Below are 25,588 nucleotides of genomic sequence, written 5' to 3' on the forward strand. Positions count from 1 at the left end.
GGCGTAGCGTCTTGATATGGAGACTGCGCTGAGCACCGACCGGCTCGTGATCCGGGACTGGACGGTGGACGACGCCGAAGCCGCGTTCGAGATCTACGGCGCGGAAGACGTCACGCACTGGCTGACCCCGGCCATGGACCGCGTCAGCGACGTCGGCGCCATGCGCGCCGTGCTGAACGCGTGGCAGGAGGCGCAGCCCAACCTCTGGCCGCCGCGCGGGCGCTGGGCCGTGGAGCGCAAGGAGGACGGCGCCGTGATCGGCGGCCTCGGCATCCGGCTGCTGCCGCCGTTCGAAGAGGACCTCGAGCTGAGCTGGCAGCTCAGCCCCGGCGTCTGGGGCCAGGGTTACGCGTCGGAGGCGTCGCAAGCGCTCATCCAGTGGGCGTTCACGCAGGACACCGACGAGCTGTTCGCCGTCGCCCGGCCGAACAACACGCGCGCGATCGCCGTCGCCAAGCGGCTCGGCATGCAGTGGGTCGGCGAGACCGACAAGTACTACAACCTGCGGCTGCAGGTGTACCGGATCCGGCACACCGACCTCATCGACTGACCGGCTCCAGCAGGAAGACGCGGATCTCGCGGTGCTCGGCCCGCACGGCGTAGCGGTCGTACGCGGGCCAGTACTCCGCGACCGCGTCCCACATCTCCTGGCGCTCTTCCCCGGTGAGCAACCGCGCGGTGACGTCGGCCGTCCGGCCGCCGATCGCGGCGGTCGCCTTCGGGTTCGCCAGCAGGTTCGCCGACCACGCCGGGTGCGCCTCGCCGCCCCAGTTCGAGCCGATGACGACGTACCCGCCGCCGCGCTCGACGTACAACAGCGGCACCTGACGCGGCTCACCGCTGCGCCGCCCGATCGTCGTGAGCAGCAGCGTCCGCAGCCCGACCGCGGTGCCGACGCCGACCCGGCCGCCGCTGATCCGCAGCAGCACCCGGTCGGCCGGCATCAGCGCCCGCCCGACCACCGCGAACGCCTTGCTCTTCCCGAACCCCGCGAACACACCCCGCAACCCAGCCACCCCTCGAACCCTAGCGGGCCCGAAAAGCCGTGAAGGCCCCCTTCCCGGCCATAAGAGCCGGTAAGGAGGCCTTCACGGCTTTCGGCGGAGCGTCACCAGGCCGAGGGGGCGGGCGGCGGGACCACCGGCGGACGGTCGTCGCAGGTGATGGTGTTCGGGAGGAGCCACGGGGCCAGCCAGCTCGAGTTGCCGCCGAGGTCGGTCAGCGAGAACTCCGAGCCCGTCGGCGGGAAGTTGAACGAGCCGCAGTTGTTGACGCCGACCGCGCCGACGTTGCGGGCGTCGACGTCGCGGAACGACGCCGACCCGGCCGCGCGGGCGCTCAGCACCGACGTCCCGGCGCCGTCGACACGCAGGTCCGCGAACTTCAGGCCGTTGATCGAGTACAGGTCCTTCACCGGGAAGTCGCTGACCAGCATGATCGCGTTGTAGGTGTTGTCGAGGAAGTGGTCGCCGGTCACCTGGATGTCGGCGTCGATGTTCTTCTCCAGGGCGTAGAACCAGATCGCGCCGAGGCCGATCTTCCAGTTCAGCTCGAACGTCCCGGCCCGGACGGTCGTGTTGTCCGTGATCCGCACGTACCCGGTGAACGGCTCGGCGCCGAAACGTGAGCCGACCTGGATCGCGCTGCCCTCGCGGATCGGGTCGGCGACCAGGTTGCCCACGACGGTGGTGTCGGTGCCGCCGTAGAGCGCGATCCCGTTGGCCAGCACCGGTGTCTGGACGGTGTTGTGGCTGAACGTGTTGCGCGCGTTCTCGGTCTTCTCCGACCACATCGCGAGGCCGTCGTCGCCGGTGTTGCGGACGAAGTTGCCGGACACCACCGAGTCCGTGACGCCGGTGTGGAAGTTCAGGCCGTCGGCGATCTGGTCGGCGATGACGTTGTTCGTGATCCGCGTGTTGCTCATCGGGCCGTCGAACCACAGGCCGACCTTGGTGTGGTGCAGGTACAGACCGTCCACAGTGGAGTCGCTGAGCGCGCCGCCGATGGCGTTGATCTGGTCGGTGTCGACGCGTTCCCGGACGTCGCCGACGATCGCGAAGCCGGAGAGGTGGACGTTGTGGCTGCCGCCGGCCGCCGAATCCTTGCCGTAGAAGCCGACGCCGGTGTGCACCGAGCCGTCCGGCGCGGGGGTGTCCAGCTTGACCTCGTGCCCCTTGACGATCGTGTACCAGTTGCCGGCGCCCTCGATCGTGACGTCGTCGACGATGATGTGCCGGTTGACCTGATACGTGCCGGGCGGCAGGTAGACCTTGAGGTGCGTGCGCTTCGCGAAGGCGATCGCGCGGTCGATCGCGTCCGCCGAGTCACGCCTGCCGGTCGGGTCGGCGCCGAAGAACAGCACGTTCGCGGCGACGAGGTCGACGCGCGGCGGCGCGACGAGCTCGGAGTCGAGCAGGTCGACGACCGTCCACGCGGCGGGCGTCCCGGCCGGGACGGTCAGCCGGACCTTGTCCCCCGCCCGGTAGGTCTTGCCGAGCAGCAGGCGCTGTTCGTCGTAGAAGTGGTTGGGGCGGAACGGTTTCGTGACAACCGGCGGCGGGGTGGTCGCGGCGGGGACGCACGAGCACTCGGTGATCCACCAGTCCGGGTGCAGCAGGTCCGCGTCGGGGTCGTTCGTGAACGGGTACTGGTTGTACAGCCACGCGTACTGCGAGGTCAGCGTCATCGCCTGCCGGTGGCCGCCGTCGACGGTGACGTCCAGCGGCGCGGTGATCCCGCCGCCGCGCGGCGCGTCCGGGATGCTGTAGCGGACGGTGATCGCGTTGGCCGCGGCGGGCAGCGTGAACTCGACGTGCTGCCCCGCCGTGAGCTTGACGGCGCGCCGGCCGGACGCCTCGGCGGGCAGCGTGTAGGCCGAGCGGTCCGGGCCGATCACGGTGCCGTCGGTGCGGGCGTTCTCCGCCTCCTGCTCGGCGAAGCCGACGGTGGCGCCGCGCCCGGCGACCAGCGCGGGGTCGAGCGCGGCGCGCGTCACCACGGGCCGGGCGGCGGCGGCTGACGCGGGGACGGCCACGGAAAGCAGGGTGAGGACCGCGACCAGCACGGTTCCGAAGGTGCGTCGCGCCATCGCGGACCTCGTTTCACTCGGGAGTGCGGCGGAAGAGTAGGTCGCACATCGCCCTCACCACAAGGTGTTGCCACGATTTTGCCCGAACTTACTCGGTACTTGCAGGTATCGATACAGAAGTTGCGCAATCTGACGTCTGGCAAGGTGGGCCCATGACTCGTCCCGAATCCGCCGCCGAGGTCTTCGACGCGCTCGGCAAGGACTACGAAGCCGCCTTCCGCACCGCGATCGCCCAGCGGGACGCGATCACGGCGTTGATCGGATCGCTGCCCCCGCGGGCGAAGGTGCTCGACCTGGGCTCGGGCACCGGGCGCCCGGTCGCCGAGCTGCTGGCCGCGGCGGGCCACGACGTCACCGGGTACGACATCGCACCGAAGATGGTCGAGATCGCGCGGGCGCAGGTGCCCGCCGCCCGGTTCGAGCTCGGCGACCTGCGCGAACTGACCTTCGAGGACGGCACCTGGGACGCGGTCACGACGTTCTTCTCGCTGCTGCAGCTCACGCGCGCGGAGCAGGAGACCGTGCTCGGCCGGCTGGCGGCCTGGGTGAAACCGGGCGGCCTGGTCCTGCTGGCCACCGTGCCGGCGGATGTCGACGGGCTCGACATCGTCTTCATGGGACACCCCGTGCGCGCGAGCAGTTTCACCGCCGAAGCGCTGGCCGGGCTGCTCCGCGCGGCCGGGCTCGAGATCATCCGCGAGGAGCGAGCGGAGTTCGTCCCGGACCACCCCGGTGCCGCGCCCGAGCCGCACGTCTACCTGACCGCGCGCCGGGTTTCGTGAGTCAGTCGTGGCGTCAACCCCTCACCGGGAAGATCACCCGGCGGATATGAATTTTACTCAACTTCGTGCGTATCCCGGGCGCCGGAACCCGAGCTAAAGTGAGGGATGGGCATCGAAGCTCTGGCCAGGCCGGTACCTCGCGAACACCGTGAGCTGGTGCGCGAAATGCTGGGCCGGCTGCCGGAGTTCGCCGATCGCCTCGCCCGGCTGCTCAGCGACGAGGACGAGTTCTACCGCCAGGTCGACCACGTCGCGCCGGCCGAGCTGCGCAAGGTCTGCCACGCCAACCTCGAACGCGCGCTCACGGCGCTGGCCGACGGCCACGGCCTGGCCCTCGACGCGGCCCGCAAGACCGGGCTCGTCCAAGCGCGGCAGGGCATTCCGCTGCCGGCGGTGCTGCGCGCGTTCCGGATCGGCGGCACGTTCGTCTACGAGGCCCTGCTGGAGCTGGCCGGGCCCGAGTTCCTCAGCTCCACCCGCACGATCGAGATCAACTCCTACGTCTGGAAGGCGATCGACCTCTACTCGGACGCGCTGACCACGGCGTACGACGAGGTCGCGGCCGAGCCGTCGCACGCGAACGTCCAGCGGCTGGACGACCTGCTGCGCGGCCGGCTGGCCGGTCAGTCCGAAATGGAGTCCGCGGCCCGCGAGCTGGGGCTGCCGACCGCGGGCATGTTCGTCGCCGTCGTCACCGAACGCGTCGAACCGGACGGACAGGACACGGTCGAGGCCTTGATGCGGGCGCGGCGCTGGCGGTCGGCCTGGCGGCCCGGCGGCGAAGCGGGCCTGGTCGCGATCGACCGGATCGAAGACGTCCGGCGGCTGCGGGAGGTGCTGGGTTCACTGCCGGTCGCGGCCGGGCTGAGCCGGCCGTTCACCGGCTTCCCGGACGTCCCGGACGCGCTGCACCGGGCCCGGATCGCGCGCCGCTCCCTGCCGTCGGCGACCGCGGGCGTGGTGGTGTTCGGCGACTCGCCGGTGACCACGCTGGTCGCGGCCGCGCCGGGGATGGCCCGCGACGTCGTGCGGTCCGCGTTGGCGGGGGTGCTGACGCTGCCGGGCGCCGAGCGCAAGGTCCTGCTCGACACGCTGCTCGCGTGGTTCGGCGGCCACGGGTCGGCGAAGGAGGCGGCGGACCGGTTGTTCGTGCACCCCAACACCGTCCGCTACCGCCTGCGGCGCGTGCAGGAGCTGACCAAGCGCGACCTGACCGACCCGGTGGACATCGGCGAGCTGTACGTCGCCCTCGAATCGGTACGACTGGATCCCGTCGATTGACTTTCGATAGATATCCAGCGATAGTCGTCACATGTTCGCAGAGAAGTGGGCCGTACCCGTGCTCCGGGTCTTCCTCGTCGTGCTGTTCGCCGTCCTGGTCGTCTTCCAGACGTTCTCGCTGCCTGGCGGGATCGCGTACACGACGTCGCAGAACCCGAACGACGCGAGCCTGCGGTGGCCGCTGACCGCGATCGCGGTGTTCCTGGTGCTGTGCGTCGAGGTGGTGGTGGTCGCGACGTGGAAGCTGCTGACCCTGGTCAAGAAGGACCGGATCTTCACCAGCGGCGCCCTGAAGTGGGTCGACGCGATCGTCTGGGCCGTGGTCGCCGCGTGGGTGGTCTTCGCCGGCATGCTGATCTTCGTCGGCTTCAACGCGGACGACCCGGGGATGCCGATGCTGTTGTTCCTGGTCACCGTCGGGATCACGGTGATCGGCCTGCTGATGGTGGTCATGCGCGCCCTGCTGCGCCAGGCCACTACGCTGCGTACCGACATGGAAGCGGTCATCTGATGGCGATCGTCGTGCGCATCGACGTCGAGCTCGCCAAGCGCAAGCTGAGCGTCGGCGAGTTCGCGGAGAAGGTCGGGCTGACGCCGGCCAACGTCGCCGTCCTGAAGAACGGCCGTGCGAAAGCCGTGCGCTTCAGCACGCTGGAAGCCATGTGCCGGGTCCTCGAGTGCCAGCCCGGCGACCTGCTCGAGTGGGTCGACGACTAGGCGAGGTCGACGGGCCGCACCCGCAGCTTTTCGGCGATCCGGGCCAGGGCCTGCTGGTCGGCCGCGGTGAGCGGGTCGAGCACGAGCTGCCGCACGGCCCGCACGTGCGCCGGCGCCGCGGCGACGACCACGGCGTAACCCGCGTCGGTCAGGGCGGCGAGCGTGTAGCGGCCGTCTTCGGGATCGGGTGAGCGCTCGACCCAGCCCCGCTGCTCGAACCGCTTGACCACGTTGGACAGTCGCGAGAGCGAACCGTTGGCCAGGTAGGCGAGTTCGCTCATCCGCAGGCGGCGGTCCGGCGCCTCCGACATCTGGCTGAGCGCCAGGTACTCGAACAGCGTGACGCCGGCTTCCTGCTGCAGCGGCGCTTCCAGCTTGCCCGGCAGCAGCAGGACGAGCGAGGCCAGCCCGGTCCAGGCGTCCTTTTCGGACGGCGTCAGCCAGCGCGGCTCGTCGTCATCGGGTGCCATGGGGGAACTCTACCCAGCCCGGCATGACTTCACGCTTGAAGTCTGATACTTTGACTTCAAGCGTGAAGTCAATCGAAGGGACGACATGCCCGAGTTCTTCGTCACCCCCGGCTACGGCCCCAAGCACCTGGCCGCCCTGCACTACACGCAGGCGGTCCGGATCGGCGACCGCGTCGAGATCTCGGGCCAGGGCGGCTGGGACGACGACACCGTCTTCCCCGAGTCCCTGGAGGAGGAGATCGTCCAGGCCTTCGAGAACGTCGAGCGCACGCTCGCCACCGCGGGCGCGAGCTGGACCGACGTGGTCGCGGTGGACTCGTTCCACATCCCCACGGAGCCCGGCACCATCGGCGACGACCACACGCGCGTCATGGTGGAGCAGTTCCGCAAGCGCATGGGCGACCGAGCGCCCATCTGGACCCAGATCGGCGTCGCGGCTTTGGGCGCGCCGGGGATGCGGGTGGAGATCCGGGCCACGGCCGTCGTGAGCTGACGCCCGGCCGGCGATGCCGGCGGCCCGGAACACCCGGCTCGCGGCCGAATGCCCGGCCCCGGGCTAAGCCGCGTCCAGCTCCACCAGCCTCGCCAGCTCCAGCAGGGTGCCCTCGAAGCCGGGGCCGGCGGTGAGCTCCACCGTGAGCGGGCCCCCGCGCCGGGCCGTGCCCACCGGGAGCGTCACCGCCGGCTCCGTCCACTGGGGACGGTCCACGGCGGCCGAGACGACCACGTCCGCTCTCGGCGCCGGGCGGCGGCGGCCGCCCGCGTCCAGGTCGAGCACCACGTTGCCGTGCAACGAAAGCAGGGCCGCCACGTCGGCGACGGCGTCACGCAGCTCGCGGTCGGCTATGGAGTCGGAATGGGCGCCGATCGCCGGGCGGGGCGGCTCGGCGTCGCGGGCCAGGCGGGGGACGAACCGCGCCAGGTCGCCGCGATCGCAGACGAGCGTGCGGATGCCCGGGATGCCCGCCGACGGATCACTGAGGCTGACACCGACGCTCGCGGCCGCCGCCACGATCCGGGCACGCCAGCGAGCGGTGGCCGCGATGGCGACCATCGGAGGATCCTGCGACAAAGTGGGGATTCTCCCTTGCGGTACTGCGCGGCGGAGTGAGGATCGTCCGATGGTGGGCCCACGCCCGTTGTGCCCGGGAACAAACATGTTTGGTCGCTTGGTGCGAATGGCGGCGCACATGCGACCTTCCGGTCGTACCGGGTGTCTGTGACCGCCGGTCACACTTTGACGCCCGGCGTGGCGCGGGCCACTATCCGGGCACTGATTACCGCCCGGTAATTTGCGTGACACCAGGAGGACCGTTGCGACGTGCTTTCGGCCTGATCTTGCTGGCACTGGGCGTGTTCGCGGTCGCGGGCGCTGTGCTCCTGCCGACCTACGTCTACCCCAAGCTCGCCAAGGTGCCGCTCGACCAGGATTCGACGTCGCTGCTCGAAGGCACCGCGAGCCAGGTGCTCGCCGTGACGGACAACGGTTCCGGCCCGGTCTCGGCGATCCGCAAGGACGCCAAGCTGACCGCGACGGCCCACGTGCAGGCGAACTTCGCGGCGCCGGAGATGCACCAGGACACCGACTACGCGGTCTGGCTCCTGGCCGTACAGGTCACCGACGACGCCGACAACACCGTGCTCAGCGCGAGCAAGCGGCAGGTCTGCTTCGACCGGCGCACCGGCGAGGGCTACGAGCCGCGCGGCGAGTCCGACCCCAAGTGCGACGCCAAGAGCAGCTTCGTCACCGAGCTGAAGGACAAGGCGGACAAGGACGGTCAGAAGCCGCCGGAGACGAACGACTACAAGGCGCAGCCCGGGTTGCAGTTCAAGTTCCCGTTCGGCACCGAGCAGCAGGACTACAAGGTCTACGACGACAACACCGGCGCGGCCGTCACCGCCAAGTACTCCGGGACCGAGACCGTCGACGGGATCGAGACCTACAAGTTCGTCCAGGACATCCCCGACACCAAGACCGCCACGAAGGACGTGCCGGGCTCCCTCGTCGGCTCCGCGGACCCGACCGTCAAGGCCGACCTCTACTACCGCGGCGTCAACACGCTGTGGGTGGAGCCGGTCACCGGGATCGAGGTCAAGCAGCAGCAACAGCAGCACCAGGAGCTGCGCTCCGGCACCGGCCAGCCGACCGTGGTGTTCGACGGGACGCTCGCCTTCACCGCGGAGACCGTGGCGAAGATGGCCGACCAGGTGAACGCGAACAAGGGCCGCCTGGAGTTCCTCTCCAGCACCGGTCCCCTGTGGCTCGGGATCGGGGGCGGCGTGCTGATCATCGGCTCGATCGTGCTGCTGGCCCGGCGGCGCCGGGCCGAGCCCCCGGTCGCGCCGCGAGGGAAGCAGCCGCCGCGGAAGGTGCTCTTCACCGCCGGCCCCTGAATCACCGCCGCCGCAACACGAGAACCAGATTCCAGGAAGCGATTTCCCGCAGGGCCGGGACCCGCACGATCCACATCGCCCAGCTCGGGTGATAACGCGGGTACCCGGCCACCAGATCGGCGAGCGGCGTCGCCTTCGCCCAGCGGAGCGCGGCGCCGACCGACACCGGGAAAAGGCTTTCGCCGAATTTGTTCTTCGGCTGCTTCCCGAGTTTCCGGAAATACCGCTGACGCGCGTAGTAACCGCCGAGGAAATGCCACGGCGCGGTCTCGTGCCCGCCCCAGGGTGAATACCACGGCGTGAACGAGCAGAAGACGGTGCCGCCGGGCTTGGTCACCCGGCACATCTCGTCGAGCATCACCCACGGCTTCGCGACGTGCTCCAGCACGTTCGACGAGTAGCAGACGTCCACGGATCCGCTGCGCACGGGCAGTTCCGTGCCGCTCGCGCGGATCATGTTCTCCCCCGGTTCGCCGCGCGCGGACAGCTCGCCGACGTCCGGGTCGACCCCGAGATAGGTCGCGCCGGCCGCGCGGAAAGCGTCCGAGAAATACCCCGGACCGCCCCCGACGTCGAGCACCGTGCGCCCGGACAGCGGAGCGTGGGCCGCCAGTTGCCGCACGGAGTCGGCGGCGAGCGCCGAGTAGAAGCCGTCCGGGTCCGTCTGTTCGGTGAGAAAGGTGCGGAAGAGCGTCACGGAACGGTGGAGCGTCGCGCGGTGCGGCTCGGTGTTCGGGGCGACGACCGGATTTACTGCCATTGAACCATCGCTTTCCGAAATACGTTCCTCTACTGTGTACGCATACTGTGTACGCACCGGTAACCTAGCATCGTCGCTACAGTTTGGATAACCCGATGGACCGTCCTCGTGTGCTCCTGGTCAACTGGCGCGACACCGGCCACCCCGAGGGCGGCGGGTCCGAGCGGTACGTCGAGCGGATGGCCGAAGGGCTCGCGAAAGCGGGCTACCGGGTCGAGATCCAGTGCGCGGCCTATCCGGGCGCGACCGCGGGCGAATGGCGTGACGGCGTCCGCTACCGGCGCCGCGGCAACAAGTTCGGCGTCTACGCGCACGCGCTGCGGGCGATCCGGCGGGCCCGCGCGGACCTGGTGGTGGACGTCCAGAACGGGATGCCGTTCTTCGCCCGGCTGGTCGCCGGCTGCCCGGTGCTGGTGCTCGTGCACCACGTCCACAAGGAACAGTGGATCAGCGCGCTGGGCGAGACGCTGGGCCGGGTCGGCTGGTGGATCGAGTCGCGGCTGGCGCCGTGGCTGTTCCGCGAGTGCGCCTACGTCACGGTTTCCGAGGTCACCAAGGCCGAGCTCGCCGGGCTGGGCGTCGGCCGCGACCGCGTCACCGTGGTCGCCAACGGCCTCGACGCGCCCCCGCCCGTGGCGGCCGGACGCGACAGTTCGCCCACGCTGGTCGCGGTGAGCCGGCTGGTGCCGCACAAGCGGATCGAGCACGCCATCGACGTCGTCGCGCGGCTCGCGCGGCGCTGGCCGCAGCTGCGGCTGGAGGTCGTCGGCCAGGGGCCGTGGGACGAGGTGCTGCGGGCGCACGCGGCCGAGCGCGGCGTCGCGGACCGCGTCACCCTGCACGGCTGGGTCGACGAGCAGGCCAAGCACGAGATCCTGGCGCGCTCGTGGCTGCACCTGTGCCCGTCGGTCAAGGAGGGCTGGGGCATCGTCATCATGGAGGCGGCCGCGCACGGCGTGCCCTCGGTCGCCTACCGCGCCGCGGGCGGCGTCGCCGAGTCCATCGTGGACGGCCGGACCGGGCTGCTCGCCGACGACTTCGAAGACTTCACCGCCCGCGTCGACGGCCTGCTCGCGGACGGCCTGCGCCGCGCGGAGATGGGCCTGGCCGGCGCCGAACGGGCCGGGAAGTACAGCTGGGACCAGAGCGTCGGCGAGTTCGCGTCACTCGTGCGGGACGTCGCCGGCCGGCCCGCGCCGCGGCCCCGCGTCCTGAGTTCAGCCGGCTTGCTCCCGCACCGCGTCGCGGAACCGGTCCACCAGCCGGCCGGCGGCCGCCGCGCCGAAGTCCTTGCGGCGGGCGCGCACGGTCACCGTGGTGGTGTCCCCCGTGGTCGCCGCGCCGAACGCCACGCCTGAGCGGCCGCTCGCGGCCGGGTAGAACGCGATCGAGCGGACGGTGTCCCCGGTGGACACCACGCCGAGGTTCGACACCAGGAACGTCGAACCGAGCCTGCTCGCCAGCACCCGGGTGCCCAGCCGGGCGAGCCGGCTGCTGCGCGCGGGGAAATCGGGCTCGGGCGGCTGTGCGCGCAGGACGTCCGCGACGGCGCCGGAGTCCGGGTCGGCCGGCAGCCGCAACCGGAAGAACGCGCTGTCGTGCACGGGTTCCGGCGCGGCGCCGGAGCGCCACGACGCGCCCAGCGCGGCGACGACGCGGACCGTGCGGGCGCCGTGCGCGTGGTTCCAGCGTCCGGTCGCGCGGGTGGCGGCCGCGACGAACCCCGCGGCGCCCAGCCGCAGCCGGGGCACGCGGCGGGCTTCGAAGACGTCTCCCGCGGTCTCGCCGTCCCGGTCGGGCACGATCCGGCCCGGTGGCGCGAAAAGCGCTTCAGCGAGCCGCTGGACGGCCGAAACGAGGAACGGCTTCCCGCCTTCGGCACGAGCCCCGATGCCGCGTGCCGCCGAGGAAACCGGGACGTCGAGGAGGAAGCCGAGCAGGGCGAGCAGGCCGAGGCCGTCGAGCGCGCCGTGGTGGCCCGCGACGAGCAACGCCGGTTCGTCCGTGCTGACGGCGACGCGTACCAGGGGCGCGCCGCGTTCGTAGGGCTCGGCCGCGAACCGCGCGCGGACCCGGGAAATCCCGGCCGCGGTGGTCTGTTCGACCGCCGGCGCGGCGCCGAGGAGCGGGTACTGCGGGAGGACGGCCGCCAGCCGCGCGCGGAGTTTCTCCGGGTCCGGGGCCGAAAAGAGGTCCGCTTCCAGGAGGATGCTCCAGGAAACGGTGGGGTCGCCGTAGAGCCCGACCACGCGGTGCGCGTGGTCGGTGGCGGACTGCGTCATGCGCGTCAGCGGTTCCCGTACAGCTTGGCCGGGTGGTCCGCGGGGTTGTACTTCACCTGCGCGTTGAGCTGGTCCTGCACCTGGGCGGTGCTGTCCGGGTCGGCGCTCTGGATGAGGGCGAAGCCCGCGCCGGTCGCCAGACCGCCACCGATGATGACGGCGGCTACCACCCCGATGAGCGTGCCCACGTGTCACTCCTTCTTCCGCGGCGGGAAAATCCTGCCGCGGCTCAATGTACGCATCGGTAACATGCGGCACAACAGTGCGACGCAGAGCAACGTGAGCGCTACTCCGTCCGCGAGCAGAGCCGGGCCCCACGCAACGGCTTTCACGGGTGCCTCACCCGGGGTCCGGTACAGCGTCAGCCATTCCCCGGACCACACCGGCGTCGCGCCGGCGAGCAGCCGCGGGTCGACGTCACCCGGGGTCCCGTGTTCGACGAGGATCCAGCCGACCCCGGCCGCGGTGAGCTCCTCGGCGGACGTCGCGGCGCGCACGTCGCCGATCCGCGGGTCCTCACCGGCGATCCGGTCGGCCCCGACCTGCAGGGTGTCGTCCATCAGCACCGGTTTCGGGAGCACGCGCGGCGCCGGGTCGAGCTGCGTGCGGCCGCCGTTCCACGCGAAGCCGCGGAACGTCGAGAGCGGCAACGCCAGCACGTCACCGGGACGGTCGTCGCCACCGAGCACTTCGGACACCGCGCGCCAGTCGTCCGGGTACCGCACGGTGCCGAGCCGGCCCCAGCCGCCCCACGCGAGGTCCGGCATGGTGAGGATCGGGAACAGCGCCGCGGCCGCGACGAGCCCGGTGCGTCCTTGTGTGGTCCGCAGTTTCGCGCCCGCGGCTTCGATCGCGAGCGCGAACCCGATCGCGAGCGGCAACGCCCACCAGGCCACCCACTTCTGGGCGTCACGCAGCAGTCCGGCGCCGGGGAGCCGCCGCGTCGCGAAGTCCAGCACGGTGTCACCGAACGGCAGCGTGGCGAGCGAGGCCAGCAGCACGCCCGCGACGCCGAGGAGGAGCAGGGCCCGGACCGGCGCGGTGCCCCAGCGCGCGGCGAGCGGTTTCAGCCCGGCCAGCGCGATCGCGACGGTGATGAGCACGAGCACGGGGATCAGCGGCATCGCGCGGCTGCCGGGCACCGTCTCGGCGTTCCAGATCCCGCCGAGGCCGAGGACGCTGAGCAGCGCCGGGCCCCAGCTTTCGGCGCGGGCGCTGAACGCCGTGACGCCGGCCGGGTCGGAGTACGTGCCGCCGGCGTCGAGGAACGTCGGCACCAGCCAGGGCAGGTTGAGCAGCACGGCGATGCCGAGCGTCGCCGGGATCCGGCGCGACCCGGCGGCCACGATGGCGACGGCGGCGGCGAGCACCCCGCCCGGCGGCGTCAGCACGGCGGGCGCGCAGGTGAGCACGAGGCGCCACAGGGATTTCGGTTCGTGGTCGCGGGCGGCGAGGCCCGCGCGGACGATCCACGGCAGGCACGCGTACGCCACCAGCAGCGGCCAGTGCCCGATGAACAGCCGCTCCGCGAGATACGGCGTCCAGGCGTACGCGGTCGCGGCGACCAGCCGGGTGCCGGTGTGCTCGGTCGGGACGAGCTTGCCCGCGCCGTACGCGGCGAAGAAGATCGCCAGCAGCAGCACGAGTTTCTGGACGACGTCGCCGGGCAGCACGGTGGTGACGAGCGCGACGGCGGCGTCGGCGGGCACCGACCGCGGCAGCGTGGCGCCGATCCCGAAGGCGTCCGGCACGAAGTACTGCCGCGGCGCGAAGACCATGTCGTAGCTCAGGACGAACCCGCGGCCGAGCAGGGGCGCGCAGACGGCGAACGCGAGCACGGCGGAGACGGCCGGAAGGATCAGCCGCCTGCCCGGTGCGTCCACGGCCCTTCCTTTCCGTCTTCCGCGCGGTTATCGTCGCTGCTCATTACTCGCCGGTAATGGGAGCCCGTCGTTGAGCGTAGACACCGAAGCCGTACCGGCGCGGACCGGCAGCCGGGTCGCGGCGATCCTCGTCTCGCTGGCGCTCGCGGGCAACAACGCGGGCAGCTACGTCCTGAGCCTCGCGGCGGCGCGGATCCTCGCGCCGGGCGCGTTCGGGGAGCTGAGCTCGCTGCTGGCGGTGCTGGTGATCGGCGTCGTCCCGGCGATGGGGCTGCAGACGGTGGTGGCGCTGCGCGTCGCGCGCTCGCCGCAGCACCCGGGGTCGCTGTTCGCGCTGGGCCTGGTGACGAGCGGGATCGTCGCGGCGGCGGCGCTGACGCTCAGCCCGTTGCTGGTGCTCCTGCTGCACCTGGGCTCGCTGGCGCCGGCGCTGCTGGTGACGGCGTCGCTCGGGCCGTTGACGCTCCTGGGGCTGTTCCACGGCTTCCTGCAGGGCAGCCACCGCTTCGCGACGCTGGCCGGGCTCATCGCGCTCGAAGGCGTCGGCAAGGTCGGCGGTTCACTGGCAGGCCTGCTCGTCTCGGGTTCGACGACGGGCGCGCTGGCCGGCACGGCGATCGGGTCGCTGGCGGTGGTCACGGCGAGCTGGCAGATCTGCGGCCGCCCCCGCCCCCGCTGGGCCGACCGCCACGGCCGCGACGTCCTCCACACGGCCCAGGCGATGCTGGCGCTGGTGCTGCTGGTGAACCTGGACCTGGTCCTGGCCCGCCACACGCTCCCCGCCGCGGAGGCGGGCGAGTACGCGCTGGGCGCGATCGTCACGAAGATCGCGTACTGGCTGCCGCAGGCGGTGGGCGTCCTGGTGCTCCCCCGGTTCGCCGTCACCGCCGATCGGCGCCGGACCCTGCCGGTGGCGCTGGGGGTGTGCGCGGCTTTGGACGCGGTGGTGGTGCTGGTGACGCTCGTCTTCGGGTCCCGGCTGCTGCCCTTGATCGGCGGAGCCCGGTACGCCGGAAGCACGATGCCGCTGTGGCCGTTCGCCCTGGCGGGGTCGATGCTGGCGCTGGTGCAGATCCTGTTGTACGCCCGCCTGGCGGACGGCGATCGTCGCGTGACGGTGCTGATGTGGGCGGCGGTCGCGGTGGAGGCGGCGCTGATCCCGGCGTGGCTGCACGGATCGGCGACACAGGTGGTGACGGTCGCGGCGTGCTGCGCGGGCGGGCTGGCGGTGGCGGGGGCGCTGGTGGAGATCCGGGCTCGCCGCGCGGGCTGAAGCACGTGCCCAGACAGTCGGGTCGCGTACTCAGGCGGTCGGCTCGGTGGGGTTCTCCTTGCGGGCGAACCAGTCGATGCACGTCGCCACCGTGGCCGCGGCCGCCAGCAGCAGTGCCGCCTGGGTGACCGGGCCGTACGCCCAGTCCTGGCCGTGGCCCAGTACCCGGCCCGTCACCGAGACCGCCGCGGCCACCGCCATGCCGCCGAACGCCAGGAACCTCGGTGCCCGTTCCGAGAACTGGCGTGCCAGCAGGCAGGCGATCAACAGCACCACCGGGAGCATCCCGCCCAGCGCGACCAGCAGGCCGATCAGCAGCACCGGCACCACGACCGTGCCCCCCGCCACCACCGGGAAACGGCGACGGCGGGCCGGCCAGGCGACACCCACCAGCACCAGCAGCACCGCCAAAGCCCCGATCAACAAGCCCGTGCGGTAGGTGGAATCCGGGGTGAACGCAAGCGAGACCACACCCCCGGCGCCCGCCGGGACGATCCAGGCCTGCTGCCAGCCGTCCACGCGGGTGCGGGTCAGCTGCTTGCCGTCCATTGTGGCCACCCAGCCCGCGTTCGCGTTCTCCGGGACGGCCAGCACCGACTCGTCGCCCGGGGCGACCGTCACCGATCGCGACGTCGCGTCCCACGTGCCGATCTGCACCGCCCGGTGCGAAACCGGCGCCGAAGGAGACGCGGCGGGACGCAGCCACAGGTCCTGGACCACGAACGACTCCGACCGGTCCGTGCGCAGCTCGTGCCCGCCGGAGGGCAGTTCGATGCCGCCCTCCGAGTCGCGGCACATCGTCAGCGGCAGCGGGCGGTGGTCGATGATGTCCGACAGTGTGCCCGTCACCGACGTCCGGTAGTCGAGGCCGTCCAGGTGGATGTTCGGGCCCGCGCCGCACGGCACCGTGAACGCCGGGTCCGGGCCCGGCAGCAGGCCGTCCGTGCCGGACAGCTCCAGGCTGCCGACGCCGACCACCGCGCGGGCGGCCGGATCGTCGTCGTCGCCGGGGACGATGATCTGCAGCTGATCCGTGTCGAGGGGCTCGAAGGTGCCGGACCCGCTCTCGTCCAGCGGCACCGTGCGGTTGCCCGTCCGGCCGACCAGCTCCACCTGCCGCGGCGCCTTCGCCCCGCTCGACGGCGAAACCCCGATGTGCAGCCCCGAAATCCGCTTCGGTGCGGTCCAGCCCAGGGTCAACGTCGGCCGCAGGTCGGTGACGTCGGGGCGCCACGTCGTGCCCGGGTCGCCGTCGACCGCGGCGAACCCGCTCGCCGCCGGGTCGCCGCCGAGCTGCGACGTCGACGCGACCGTCACCCCGGGCAGCGACACCGGGTTCTTGCCGCCGCCCGCGGGCAGCACCGAGCCGCCGACGAGGAACGTCGCGTCCGCCGAGGTGCCGAACAACCGCCGGATGCCGTCGGGTTCCTCGCCGTCGCGGGCGGCCGTCGCGTCGCAGCGCACCGCGCCGCCGGCCGGGAGGCACGCGTACCGCGGCTGCGCGCCGCGCGTGAACGCGAACCCCGGCGCCGCACCGGCGGGCAGGTCCGCGGGCACTTCGAGCGCGCGTTGCGGCTCGGTGCCGGGGATGGTCAGCTCCGCGATGCCGACGTTCCCGTCCTGCCGCCCGACCACCAGCGACAGCAACGTGATCCGCACCTTCGTGGTGACGCCCGCCGCGACCGGGTAGCTGTGCGCCCCGGCGCCGCGGATGACCTGCTGGTCGACCGAGCCGTTGTCGGTGGTGATCCGGACGCGGGTCGCCGGCCAGCCGACGCGCAGGTCGTCGACCATCTGCAGGTCGACGGCCGTGACCAGGCGCGGGGTGTCCAGCTCCACCTCCAGCCACTGACCGACCGGGCCGGTGAACGACGACGACTGCCACGCCGTGCGCGGGTCGCCGTCGATCGCGGCGAACGGCTGGTGGCTCGGGTCGGAGCCGCCGAAGGCGTCGGCGAACGACGCCGCCGTCGACGCCGTCACCGAGCGGATGCCGCGGTAGGCGGCCACGGTCTGGTGCTCCTGGCCGGGGAACGGCAGCAGGTCGCCGGCCGCGCGCTCCTGCCGGAACGCCTCGCCCGCGGTGAGCGTCTGGCTGAGGTTGTCGCGCACGCCGCCGACGTTGCGTTCGGCGCGCCGCAGCCCGTCGGTCACCAGCCGCGGCCCGCTGGGCGAGCCGCCGTCGCCGGTGAGCACCGTCGGCGTCGCCGGGTCGAGCTGGCCGGAGTCGAGCAGCGGGAGCAGGTTCTCCGGGCCGCCGCTCACCGTCGGGACGTCCGTTGTGGACGTCGCGGTGGCGAGCGGCACCGGCCGCCGCACCTCGTAGACCTCGAGCGGCCCGAACGTCGCGGCCTTGCCGATGCCCGGGGAGCCCGCCAGCCCCGAGCGCAGGGTGGCGATCGACGGGGCGTCGGTCCGGACCCGGTCGATGTCGTTGCGCAGCAGGAGGAACCGGTAGCCGGACCGGGCGAGCAGCGCGGCCAGCCCGGGATCGCCGCGGCCGTCGGCGAGCGCGGCGTCGACGGAGTCCATCAGCCGCGTGTTTCCTTCGGACCCCAGCGGTACCTGGTTGCGCACCGCCCACGGGCTCTTCGCGATCGCCTGCGCGGGCTCGTCGACCGTGCGGCCCCAGTCGTACTCGCCGAAGCCGGTCGCCGGGAGCAGCAGCGTCCGCGCGTCCGGGTCGGCCTTCGCGACCCAGCTCGTCGCGTCGTACCAATAACCCGGCACCTCGTCCCAGCCCGGCCCGGAGCGCAGGTTCAGCAGCCACGCGGGCGCGGCCATCACCAGCACCAGCAGCAGCCCCACGGCGGGCCGCAGGAACCGGCGCGCGGACTTCACGTGCACCGGACTGGAAACGCCGTGCACGAACGCGAGCATCAGCGGCAGTCGCAGCACCGGCTCGAACTTGTGGACGTTGCGCAGCGGCGCCAGCGGCCCGTCGAGCAGGTGCCGGACCTGTTCCGCGAGCGGGCTGTCGAGCGTGCCGACGTACCCGATCGTCAGCAGCGTCAGGCCGGTGACGACGCCCAGCACCAGGAACCGCCGCTCCGGCAGGCCCCGCCGCGTCAGCCCGAACAGGCCGACGCCGGCGACGAGCCCGGTCGCGAGCATGAGCACCGGGTTGTCGATCAGGGACCAGCCGCCGGGCCACCACGGCGTGCCCTGCACGACGTAGGCGACCCACTGGTTCGTCCCGCGCAGCACCTCGAACAGCGACATCGGCGCGGTCGTGTTCGTCGCGGACTCGATGTAGTCGAGGAACGGCAGGCTGTACTCGCCGAGCAGGAGCAACGGGAGGATCCACCACAACGTCGCGCCGACGACGAACACGACCCACCAGGCCACCAGCCGGACGTGCTCCCGCGTCCACTTGCGCGTCACCAGCCACAGCCCGGGCAGGACGAGCGCCATCACGACCATCGCGCCGTTGACGCCGCCCATGCACAGCACGGCGATCGCGGACAGCCCGGCCGCACGACGCGGCGAGCCGGTGACCCCGGCCCGCACCAGCGGCACCAGGACCCACGGCAGCAGCACCGCGGGCAGCATCTCCGCCGACAGACCGCCGATTTCGGTCAGCATGCGCGGCGCCAGCGCGTACCCGAGCGCGCCGATCAGCCGGGTGCGCTCGGTGCCGAGCTTCATCGCGCGCGCCAGCAGCAGCGCCCCGCCGAACGCGGCCGACAGCAGCAGCGCGCCCCACAGCCGTTGCGTGATCCACGCCGGCACGCCGGCGGCCTGACCCAGCGCGAAGAACGGGCCCATCGGGAACAGGTAGCCGTACGCCTGGTTCTGCAGCTCGCCGGCGGTGGCGTTCGGGTTCCACAGGTGCAGCGCGCGGCCGAGGAACGCGAGCGGGTCGACGGCCAGGTCGAGCTTGGTGTCGAACGTCGTCTTCCCCGGCATCTGCAGGAACGACAACGTGGTCAGCGCCAGCACGATCCACGTGCTCGGCCGGCGGAGGAACGCCCCCGGCGAGAACTTCCGGGCGCGGCGCACCGGATCGGCGTCGTCCCGGGTTCGTTCGCGGGTGGCGGTTACCATCCGGTAGATACTAGGCCGAAACCTGGCTACCATGTGCCGACGATTTCCGCGGTCCCCCGACTTTCCTGGGCAGGTGCGTCATCCCTTCCGAAGACACCGCGTTCGACGACGCCTGGGCCATGGCCGAGCCGGTCAAGGGCTGGCTGACGCGCGCGCAGGGCGAAGCGCTCTGGGACGCCGCGCGCCGCCTGGAGAAGGGCGACGTGGTCCTCGAGATCGGCAGCCACCAGGGCCGCTCGACGATCGTGCTGGGCGCGGCCGCGCGCACGGCCGGGGCCACCGTGATCGCGGTCGACCCGTTCGTCGACGGCCGGCTGTTCGGCGGATCGCCGACGCGGCAGCTGTTCGAGCGCAACATCCGCGCGGCCGGGCTGGACGACGTCGTCGAGCTCGTCGCCGGTTACAGCACGGCACTGCGCCCTGACTGGGACCGGCCCATACAGCTGCTTTACGTCGACGGCAAGCACGACTACTGGACCTACACCGACGACCTGCGCTGGTCCGACCACCTGCCGCCGGGTGCGGAGATCCTGGTCCACGACTGCTTTTCCTCCATCGGCGTCACGCTCGGCACGATCGCGAAAGTCCTCTTCGGACGCCGGTACACCTATGTGGACCGGGCGACGTCGCTGGCGCGCTTCCGCCTCGCGCCGCCGTCCCCGGCGGACCGGCTGCGCGTGCTGGCCCAGCTGCCGTGGTTCGTCCGCAACGTCGGGATCAAGGTCCTGCTGCGCCTGCGGCTGCGGCCGGTGGCGAAGCTGGTCGGCCACGACAGCCCGTACGACCCCTACTGAGTGAGCGGTTTCCCGACCTCCACCTTGGCGAGGCACACCGGCGCGCCCGGGCTCGACAGCTGCACGCCGATGTGGTCGAACAGGCCGTCCACCGGCAGGAACATCGAGTGCAGCCCGTCCTGGAACCAGACCGGCGTGCGCTTGCCTTCGAGGTCGACGAGGCCTTCGCCGCCGTCCGAGGTGTAGTAGTCGAGCTTGAGCAGGTACCGGCCGAGCACCGGGGTGTCGAGCGGGATCCGCACGAGCGTCTCGCCGATCGTGTTGCCGCAGTTGGGCACCGGACCCGGGACACCGCGGGAAACCGGTTCGACGCCGGTGATCCGGTGCGGCTCGCCGTCCGCGTCGAGCAGGTGCATCCGGCTGGTCGGCTGGTCGAAGTGCGCGCCGGGCAGCAGGCCGACCACGCGCGAGGCGAAGGAGTCCGCGCCGAACCATTCGAACACCACGTCGGACGGGACGAAGTTGTCGTAGAAGACGAGATCCGGGTCCTCGGCTATCGCGGCCCGGACGTTGGCGACGTACTGGCCGGCGTGCTCGAACCGCATCCCGGGCGACAGCTGCAGGAAGCCGACCGTGGAGCTCGCGAGCAGCAGCACGCAGACGCCTAGGGCGATCGGCCGGTCCCGCTTTCCGCCGGACGGCGCACCTTCGCCGGGGGTCAGGAACGCGAACGCTCCACAAAGGGCGGCCACGAGCGCCAGTTCGGCGAGGTAGCGCGGATCGTCACCGGCCGCCGGGCCGACCTCGCGCAGCCGCGTCAGCGCCAGCAGCGCGACGTCCACGGCGAGCAGGACCCCGAGCAGCGCCCACGCCCGCCACGCGCGGCGCCCGCCCGCGCGCACCCCGGCGATCAGCACGCCCAGCGCCGCCAGGAACACCACGACGACGACCACGAACGGCGACGGCGCCCAGGTCGCGCCCGGCCCGGGGCCGGACCACGGGCCGCCCGCGAGGCCCGGGAGCAGGGTGTCGCCGAGCATCCGGCCGGTCAGGTCGGCGACGGTGCCGGCGGACATCGGCGTGCCACCCGGGGTCACCTGGCTCGACGTCAGCGCGAGGTAGGCCACCACGAACGCCGCGAGCAGCGCGGCGTGCCCGGCCCAGTAGCGCCACCGGTCCCGGAAGGACTGTCCGAGCAGGACGGTCACGCCGGCCAGCAGCACCGGGATCACGGCGGCCTTTTCGTAGAACGCCAGGCCGAAGAGCGTCCACGCGAAGGTGCCCAGCCACCAGCGGCCGCCGTCCTGGAAGTACCGGACGTGGGAGTACAGCGCGCCGGCGGTCGCCAGCACGACCGGCACGATCTGGACGCCGTAGGCCCACCACAGCGTCGGGACGAGCAGCAGCGTCGACGCCGTGAACACGGTGAACGGCACCAGGATCGCCCACCGGCGGCCGAAGCAGCGGACCAGCAGGCACCAGAACAGCACCGTCGCGAGCGCGCGCATGAGCAGCAGCGGCAGCACCAGCAGCGGGAAGTTCAGCGGCGCCCACGCGGTCAGGACGGCGGCGAGGAAGAACCCGCCCGGCGTCAGGTGCCCGTGGTAGTCCTGGAACAGGAACCCGAGGTCGAACGGCCCGGCGGCGGCCGCTCGGTACGTCACGACGAAGTCGTCCTGGGCGAGGTTCCCGTGCAGCGCCGCCCAGGTGTGCAGCACGAACGGGACCAGGCCCGCGACGACCGCGGCGACCACCACCGCGGAGACCTTCGGGCGCACCTGCGGCTCTTCGGTCAGCTCGTCCAGCACGGAGTCCTCACTTCTTGCACGCCGGTGGTTGGCACATGAGCTTGCTCAGCGCCTGGTAGAAGACGTCGGAGATCTTGCGCGGGTCGGGCGTGGTGAAGGACTCGCCACCGGTCGCGGCCGAGACCTGGCGCAGCTCACCGGCGTCGATGTCCGGGCCGATGCCGATCCCGATCACCGGCAGCGGTTTGCGCGGGTCCTGCAGCTTGCCGAGCTCGGCGAGCAGGCCGGGCAGCCCGATCGAGTCGCTGTCCTCGTTGCGGCCGTCGGTGAGCACGACGACGACGTTGATCCGGCCGAGTTTCCAGCTCTGCCGGGCGTTCTGGTACGCGGCGAGGATGGAGTCGTACAGCCCGGTGGCGCCGCCGGGTTTCGGCTTCACCGCCTGCAACGTCGTCAGCCCGCCCTGGGCGAGCTGGTCCGCGATGGACCGCATGGGCAGCAGTTCCTTGTAGTCGCGGTCGCCGTCGAGCTTGGTGGAGAACAGCCACAACCCGAGTTCGGTCGTCGGCTTGAACAACCCGAGGCCCTGCGTCGCGGCCTCCAGCGTCAGCGCCATCCGGCTGCGGCCGGTGCCCGGGACGGTGGCGGCCATCGAGCCGGAGACGTCGAGCAGCACCTGGACGCGGGCGCTCAGGTTGGCCCCGGCCCAGGCCTGCAGCACGCCGTACATCGCTTCGGGCGTGGGCGGGCCGACCGGCCGCGGCGCGGCGCTCGTGCGGGTGTCGGGCGCGCGGTCGCCCAGGAACTGGCCCGTCGGCGTCCGGAAACCGGCGTCGGCGAACGCCTTCGTGGCCGCTTGGTCGAGCAGCAGCCGCAGGAACCGTTCGGACGCCGTCCGGGACGCCTCCGACGCGCGCGGCAGCACGACGTACGGGTAGTCGAAGCTGGGCACCCCGACGGCCGGGTACGCGGCGACGAGCTTGCGCGCCAGCACGGACTGTTCCGACGCGGGTGACGCGGTGTACGGCTCCTTCACCGCCGACAGCCGGCGGATCTCCTCGGTGAACGCGGCGGCCGGGTCGGGCGCGTTCTTCGTCAGCTGCTGCAGGCCGATCAGCGCGGCGATCCCGGCCGGGTCACGGCCCGGGTCGGGCAGCCCGACCGGGCTGCCGGCGACGACGTCCGACCAGGACGGTGACTTCGCCGGCCAGCCCGCCTGTTTGGCGACTTCGTCGGTCAGCGCGAGGACAACGGGCGAGCTCGCCACCGACTGCCCGGTCTCCGGCAGGTTCCACGCGCCGCCGTCGCGCGCCTGCAGCAGCCAGGTGCTCGACTCCGGCACCCAGACGTCGGGCCCGTTCGCGCCGTTGGCTTCGAGGGCCGTCGCGGTGGCCGTCGACGCGCTCGCCGTGACGTCCACGGTGTAACAGTCCGCTTCCGGCACCGACCGCGCGAGCGCCGAGAGCACCGGCGCGACGTCCGGCGCGGCGGTGATGCGGACCGGGGTCGTGGTGTCACAACCCCCGCTCGCCAGGCGGTTCTTCACGTAGTCCACGCCGAACCAGGCAAGCAGGGCCACGACGAGCAGCACGCTCAGGACGACGACCCGCGCGTCGAGACGCCGGGATCGCGCCGGGTGTGCGGCCATGCACGTACCTTCCGTCCTGAAGAGTTTGCAGCTTGCCAGCCGGGTGACCGGGAAGCCAGTGCCGATAGCGGAAAGTCACCGTCACCGCGTGATCCCGTGGTGAAGGAATCGTTTGCCGCGGCCGTCTCGGTGACAGACAGGAACTGCGTAACATTTGCGCTTGACGCCCGTCCCACATGGGTAACAGCACGATGGCGGATCGCGGAGACGACTTCGCCGTCCCCGGAACCGGCGATACACCGAACGGAGACGCAATCCCGTGCGCACGATGTACGACGCGGTCACGGCCGCGAACATCCCCGCCGGCGGGCAACTCGTAGCCGGCTACATCGACAAGATCAAGCTGGAACCCTGGTCGGCCGCCGACTGGGCCCGCTTCCCCAACGCGGTCAAGGTCACGATCGTCAAGAAGGCGAGCACGAACGACGGGCACGTCCTCGACGTCGAACCCGGTGACGCCACCCCGGCCGAGGCGCCGGGCTGGGCCCGGATGCGCCGCGCGGCGGGCGCGGACCCGACGATCTACTGCAACCTCTCGACCTGGCCGTCGGTGCGCTCGGCGTTCTCGTCCGCCGGCGTCGCCGAACCGCACTACTGGATCGCCCACTACAACGGCGATCCCACCATCCCGGACGGCGCCGTCGCCAAGCAGTACCGCGGCGACGTCGCCCCGGGTTACGACGTCTCGTCCGTCGTCGACTTCTGGCCCGGAGTGGACGGCAACGGATCCGCCTCGACTGGAGTGGAGATCATGGAACGCATCACCGTCACCCCGCCGAACGCCGAGCAGAACACGGTGCGGGTCTTCCTTTCCGGCAGCCCGGGCTCGGCCGTGGTCGTCCGCCCGCGGCTGGGCGGTGACGGCTTCTCGAAGCCGATGTGGGTCGGCGACATCTTCGCGTGGGGCAACGACCACAACGGCGTCGGGCACAACCCGGCGCAGGTCGGCGGCTACAACTCGAAGCTGACGTCGCACCGGCGGTACGAGCTGCCGGGCGCGGTGTGGGCCGACATCAACTACAGCTCCGCGGACCCGTTCGAGATCGACATCGTCGGCTGATTCACGCGGGCGGCAGGGCGCGGCACAACGCGTCGACGGCCGCGGCGTAGGCGTGTTCGGGCGGGGTCGCGTACCCGACGACCAGTCCGTCCACTGTGGACATCGTGGCGGCCGGGTGCCGGAAGGCGGCCAGGCCGTCGAGCGCGATCCCCTGCCACGTCGCGGCCTTCAGCACCGACTGCTCGGTACCCGCCGGCAGGCGCAGCACCGCGTGCAGACCGGCGGCGACGCCGGCAGGCGCGACGTGCGGCGCCTGCGCGGCGAGGGCACCGGCCAGCAGGTCGCGCCGGCGGCGGTACCGCTGCCGCATCCGCCGGATGTGCTTGTCGTACGCGCCGGATTCGACGAATTCGGCCAGGGTGAGCTGATCCAGCACACCCGCCCAGGCCTCGCGCTCGCCCTTCACCGCCAGGACGGCGTCGACGAGGTGCTCCGGCAGCACCAGCCACCCGAGCCGCAACGCGGGTGACAGGCTCTTGCTGACCGAGCCGGCGTAGATCACGCGTTCCGGGTCGAGGCCCTGCACCGCACCGATCGGCTTGCGGTCGTAGCGGAACTCGCCGTCGTAGTCGTCCTCGATCACCAGCCCGCCGGTCGCCCGGGCGTGGTCGACGACGGCGGTGCGGCGGTCGTGGTGCAGCGGGCCGCCCGTCGGGAACTGGTGCGCCGGGGTGAGCAGGACCGTGCGGACGTCGGCGGTCAGCTCGTCGACGCGGGCGCCGTTTTCGTCGAGGGACAACGGAATCGTCGCCACCGAAGCCGCCGTGAAGATCGAGCGGTGGAACGCCAGGCCGTAGGACTCCACCGCGAGCGGGCCGGGGAGCACCGCGGGGAACAGCAGCCGCAGCGCGTGCGCGAACCCGGAGCAGACGACGATCCGGTCCGGCGAGGTGCGCACCCCGCGAGCGCGCGCGAGGTACCCGGCCAGCGCCTCCCGCAGCTCCGGGCGGCCGCGCGGGTCGCCGGGGCCGAACGCGTCGTGCGGGGCCACGGCCAGCGCGCGGCGCGCAGCGGCGAGCCACTCGGTACGCGGGAACGACGCCGCGTCCGGCTGTCCTTGGCGGAGGTTGTACCGCGGTGCCGGGGTGCCCGGCGCCTTCTTCGGCGTCCGCACCGGCGCGAGGAGTTCCGCGCGGCCGGCGACCCGCGTCCCGGAGCCCTGGACGGCGGTGAGCCGGCCTTCGGCGACCAGCTCGGCGTAGGCGTCGGCGACGGTGTTGCGGGCGATGCCCAGGTCGGCGGCCAGCGAGCGGTACGGCGGCAGCCGGGTGCCCGGGGCGAGCCGCCCGGTGCGGACGGCGTCGCGCAGCGCGGTGATGAGCGCGGCCCGCTTGCCACCGGTGCCGGACAGCTCCAGGTGCAGGTCGGCGCCCAGCCGCTCGCCCAGATTGACCCATGATTCCGGCACGGAAATGCACCCT

At 72.1% G+C, this 25,588-nt stretch carries 22 protein-coding genes; 11 read left to right on the forward strand and 11 right to left on the reverse strand.

What is annotated here, in order from left to right; genetic code table 11:
• Positions 1 to 16 precede the first annotated feature (16 nt).
• Entirely contained in the window at positions 17 to 550 is a 534-nt protein-coding gene (locus MUY22_RS02615) for a GNAT family N-acetyltransferase (RefSeq protein ID WP_247056629.1), read from the forward strand.
• On the opposite strand, the gene MUY22_RS02620 is transcribed toward MUY22_RS02615, so the two are convergent.
• Together MUY22_RS02620 and MUY22_RS02625 are read right to left on the reverse strand one after the other, a co-directional pair.
• A complete protein-coding gene (locus tag MUY22_RS02620) occupies positions 540 to 1,007 on the reverse strand; it encodes a nitroreductase family deazaflavin-dependent oxidoreductase (protein WP_247063599.1) in 468 nt (155 codons plus the stop codon). The two genes, MUY22_RS02615 and MUY22_RS02620, sit on opposite strands and share 11 nt — an antisense overlap.
• A gap of 101 nt (positions 1,008 to 1,108) precedes the next feature.
• Complete coding sequence (locus tag MUY22_RS02625) at positions 1,109 to 3,088, reverse strand: glycosyl hydrolase family 28-related protein (RefSeq protein ID WP_247056631.1); 1,980 nt, start codon at positions 3,086 to 3,088, stop codon at positions 1,109 to 1,111.
• 152 nt (positions 3,089 to 3,240) lie between these two features.
• Between MUY22_RS02625 and MUY22_RS02630 the strand changes: the two genes are divergently transcribed.
• From MUY22_RS02630 to MUY22_RS02645, 4 genes are all read left to right on the forward strand, one after another.
• Positions 3,241 to 3,870 (forward strand): class I SAM-dependent methyltransferase, encoded by a 630-nt coding sequence (locus tag MUY22_RS02630; protein ID WP_247056633.1) that lies wholly within the window; start codon positions 3,241 to 3,243, stop codon positions 3,868 to 3,870.
• A 105-nt stretch (positions 3,871 to 3,975) separates the two neighbouring features.
• Positions 3,976 to 5,151, forward strand: coding sequence for a CdaR family transcriptional regulator (locus MUY22_RS02635; protein WP_247056635.1), 1,176 nt, complete (start codon positions 3,976 to 3,978; stop codon positions 5,149 to 5,151).
• Positions 5,152 to 5,182: 31 nt separating this feature from the next.
• Positions 5,183 to 5,662 carry a DUF2975 domain-containing protein gene (locus MUY22_RS02640; protein ID WP_247056637.1) on the forward strand — a complete coding sequence of 160 codons (480 nt, stop codon included), beginning with the start codon at positions 5,183 to 5,185 and terminating at the stop codon, positions 5,660 to 5,662.
• Positions 5,662 to 5,868 carry a helix-turn-helix transcriptional regulator gene (locus MUY22_RS02645; protein WP_247056639.1) on the forward strand — a complete coding sequence of 69 codons (207 nt, stop codon included), beginning with the start codon at positions 5,662 to 5,664 and terminating at the stop codon, positions 5,866 to 5,868. The genes MUY22_RS02640 and MUY22_RS02645 overlap by 1 nt, the downstream gene beginning before the upstream one ends.
• On the opposite strand, the gene MUY22_RS02650 is transcribed toward MUY22_RS02645, so the two are convergent.
• Positions 5,865 to 6,338: a MarR family winged helix-turn-helix transcriptional regulator gene (locus MUY22_RS02650; protein ID WP_247056641.1), complete on the reverse strand. Its 474-nt coding sequence runs from the start codon at positions 6,336 to 6,338 to the stop codon at positions 5,865 to 5,867. The two genes, MUY22_RS02645 and MUY22_RS02650, sit on opposite strands and share 4 nt — an antisense overlap.
• An 85-nt stretch (positions 6,339 to 6,423) precedes the next feature.
• Here MUY22_RS02650 and MUY22_RS02655 point away from each other — a divergent pair, with 85 nt between their 5' ends.
• On the forward strand, positions 6,424 to 6,831 hold the full coding sequence (locus MUY22_RS02655; protein ID WP_247056643.1) for a RidA family protein: 408 nt from the start codon (positions 6,424 to 6,426) through the stop codon (positions 6,829 to 6,831).
• A 63-nt stretch (positions 6,832 to 6,894) separates the two neighbouring features.
• Here MUY22_RS02655 and MUY22_RS02660 read toward each other — a convergent pair whose 3' ends face one another.
• On the reverse strand, positions 6,895 to 7,392 hold the full coding sequence (locus tag MUY22_RS02660) for a hypothetical protein (RefSeq protein ID WP_247056645.1): 498 nt from the start codon (positions 7,390 to 7,392) through the stop codon (positions 6,895 to 6,897).
• A 260-nt stretch (positions 7,393 to 7,652) separates the two neighbouring features.
• Here MUY22_RS02660 and MUY22_RS02665 point away from each other — a divergent pair, with 260 nt between their 5' ends.
• Complete coding sequence (locus MUY22_RS02665) at positions 7,653 to 8,732, forward strand: DUF3068 domain-containing protein (RefSeq protein WP_247056647.1); 1,080 nt, start codon at positions 7,653 to 7,655, stop codon at positions 8,730 to 8,732.
• Position 8,733: 1 nt separating this feature from the next.
• Here MUY22_RS02665 and MUY22_RS02670 read toward each other — a convergent pair whose 3' ends face one another.
• Complete coding sequence (locus MUY22_RS02670) at positions 8,734 to 9,429, reverse strand: bifunctional 2-polyprenyl-6-hydroxyphenol methylase/3-demethylubiquinol 3-O-methyltransferase UbiG (protein ID WP_247063601.1); 696 nt, start codon at positions 9,427 to 9,429, stop codon at positions 8,734 to 8,736.
• A 173-nt stretch (positions 9,430 to 9,602) separates the two neighbouring features.
• Here MUY22_RS02670 and MUY22_RS02675 point away from each other — a divergent pair, with 173 nt between their 5' ends.
• A complete protein-coding gene (locus MUY22_RS02675) occupies positions 9,603 to 10,850 on the forward strand; it encodes a glycosyltransferase family 4 protein (protein WP_371827647.1) in 1,248 nt (415 codons plus the stop codon).
• Between the two features lie 929 nt (positions 10,851 to 11,779).
• On the opposite strand, the gene MUY22_RS02680 is transcribed toward MUY22_RS02675, so the two are convergent.
• Both MUY22_RS02680 and MUY22_RS02685 read right to left on the reverse strand, forming a co-directional pair.
• Entirely contained in the window at positions 11,780 to 11,962 is a 183-nt protein-coding gene (locus MUY22_RS02680) for a hypothetical protein (protein WP_247056652.1), read from the reverse strand.
• Between the two features lie 3 nt (positions 11,963 to 11,965).
• Positions 11,966 to 13,657 (reverse strand): hypothetical protein, encoded by a 1,692-nt coding sequence (locus MUY22_RS02685; RefSeq protein WP_247056654.1) that lies wholly within the window; start codon positions 13,655 to 13,657, stop codon positions 11,966 to 11,968.
• 70 nt (positions 13,658 to 13,727) lie between these two features.
• Here MUY22_RS02685 and MUY22_RS02690 point away from each other — a divergent pair, with 70 nt between their 5' ends.
• Positions 13,728 to 14,930: a lipopolysaccharide biosynthesis protein gene (locus tag MUY22_RS02690; protein WP_247056656.1), complete on the forward strand. Its 1,203-nt coding sequence runs from the start codon at positions 13,728 to 13,730 to the stop codon at positions 14,928 to 14,930.
• A 30-nt stretch (positions 14,931 to 14,960) separates the two neighbouring features.
• Here the strand turns inward: MUY22_RS02690 and MUY22_RS49595 are convergent, their stop codons facing one another.
• Positions 14,961 to 18,977 (reverse strand): alpha-(1->3)-arabinofuranosyltransferase, encoded by a 4,017-nt coding sequence (locus MUY22_RS49595; RefSeq protein WP_305879354.1) that lies wholly within the window; start codon positions 18,975 to 18,977, stop codon positions 14,961 to 14,963.
• Between the two features lie 119 nt (positions 18,978 to 19,096).
• Between MUY22_RS49595 and MUY22_RS02700 the strand changes: the two genes are divergently transcribed.
• Positions 19,097 to 19,771 (forward strand): class I SAM-dependent methyltransferase, encoded by a 675-nt coding sequence (locus MUY22_RS02700; RefSeq protein ID WP_247056659.1) that lies wholly within the window; start codon positions 19,097 to 19,099, stop codon positions 19,769 to 19,771.
• Here the strand turns inward: MUY22_RS02700 and MUY22_RS02705 are convergent.
• A complete protein-coding gene (locus MUY22_RS02705) occupies positions 19,765 to 21,519 on the reverse strand; it encodes a hypothetical protein (RefSeq protein ID WP_247056660.1) in 1,755 nt (584 codons plus the stop codon). The genes MUY22_RS02700 and MUY22_RS02705 overlap by 7 nt on opposite strands.
• A 7-nt stretch (positions 21,520 to 21,526) precedes the next feature.
• Positions 21,527 to 23,107 (reverse strand): substrate-binding and VWA domain-containing protein, encoded by a 1,581-nt coding sequence (locus MUY22_RS02710; RefSeq protein WP_247056662.1) that lies wholly within the window; start codon positions 23,105 to 23,107, stop codon positions 21,527 to 21,529.
• A gap of 259 nt (positions 23,108 to 23,366) precedes the next feature.
• Here MUY22_RS02710 and MUY22_RS02715 point away from each other — a divergent pair, with 259 nt between their 5' ends.
• Complete coding sequence (locus tag MUY22_RS02715; protein WP_371827575.1) at positions 23,367 to 24,167, forward strand: hypothetical protein; 801 nt, start codon at positions 23,367 to 23,369, stop codon at positions 24,165 to 24,167.
• 1 nt (position 24,168) lies between these two features.
• Here MUY22_RS02715 and MUY22_RS02720 read toward each other — a convergent pair whose 3' ends face one another.
• Positions 24,169 to 25,575, reverse strand: a complete 1,407-nt coding sequence (locus tag MUY22_RS02720) for a PLP-dependent aminotransferase family protein (protein WP_247056663.1) — start codon at positions 25,573 to 25,575, stop codon at positions 24,169 to 24,171.
• Between the last annotated feature and the right edge of the window lie 13 nt (positions 25,576 to 25,588).

It is taken from the genome of Amycolatopsis sp. WQ 127309 (assembly GCF_023023025.1).
Lineage (GTDB): Bacteria > Actinomycetota > Actinomycetes > Mycobacteriales > Pseudonocardiaceae > Amycolatopsis.

What these genes read in the sequence shown, in the direction of transcription:
- MUY22_RS02710 (WP_247056662.1), bottom strand. Translation starts at nt 23,107, where the DNA reads ATGGCCGCACACCCGGCGCGATCCCGGCGTCTCGACGCGCGGGTCGTC.
- MUY22_RS02660 (WP_247056645.1), bottom strand. Translation starts at nt 7,392, where the DNA reads ATGGTCGCCATCGCGGCCACCGCTCGCTGGCGTGCCCGGATCGTGGCG.
- MUY22_RS02625 (WP_247056631.1), bottom strand. Translation starts at nt 3,088, where the DNA reads ATGGCGCGACGCACCTTCGGAACCGTGCTGGTCGCGGTCCTCACCCTG.
- MUY22_RS02635 (WP_247056635.1), top strand. Translation starts at nt 3,976, where the DNA reads ATGGGCATCGAAGCTCTGGCCAGGCCGGTACCTCGCGAACACCGTGAG.
- MUY22_RS02645 (WP_247056639.1), top strand. Translation starts at nt 5,662, where the DNA reads ATGGCGATCGTCGTGCGCATCGACGTCGAGCTCGCCAAGCGCAAGCTG.
- MUY22_RS02650 (WP_247056641.1), bottom strand. Translation starts at nt 6,338, where the DNA reads ATGGCACCCGATGACGACGAGCCGCGCTGGCTGACGCCGTCCGAAAAG.
- MUY22_RS02640 (WP_247056637.1), top strand. Translation starts at nt 5,183, where the DNA reads ATGTTCGCAGAGAAGTGGGCCGTACCCGTGCTCCGGGTCTTCCTCGTC.
- MUY22_RS02655 (WP_247056643.1), top strand. Translation starts at nt 6,424, where the DNA reads ATGCCCGAGTTCTTCGTCACCCCCGGCTACGGCCCCAAGCACCTGGCC.
- MUY22_RS02615 (WP_247056629.1), top strand. Translation starts at nt 17, where the DNA reads ATGGAGACTGCGCTGAGCACCGACCGGCTCGTGATCCGGGACTGGACG.
- MUY22_RS49595 (WP_305879354.1), bottom strand. Translation starts at nt 18,977, where the DNA reads ATGGTAACCGCCACCCGCGAACGAACCCGGGACGACGCCGATCCGGTG.
- MUY22_RS02700 (WP_247056659.1), top strand. Translation starts at nt 19,097, where the DNA reads ATGGCCGAGCCGGTCAAGGGCTGGCTGACGCGCGCGCAGGGCGAAGCG.
- MUY22_RS02630 (WP_247056633.1), top strand. Translation starts at nt 3,241, where the DNA reads ATGACTCGTCCCGAATCCGCCGCCGAGGTCTTCGACGCGCTCGGCAAG.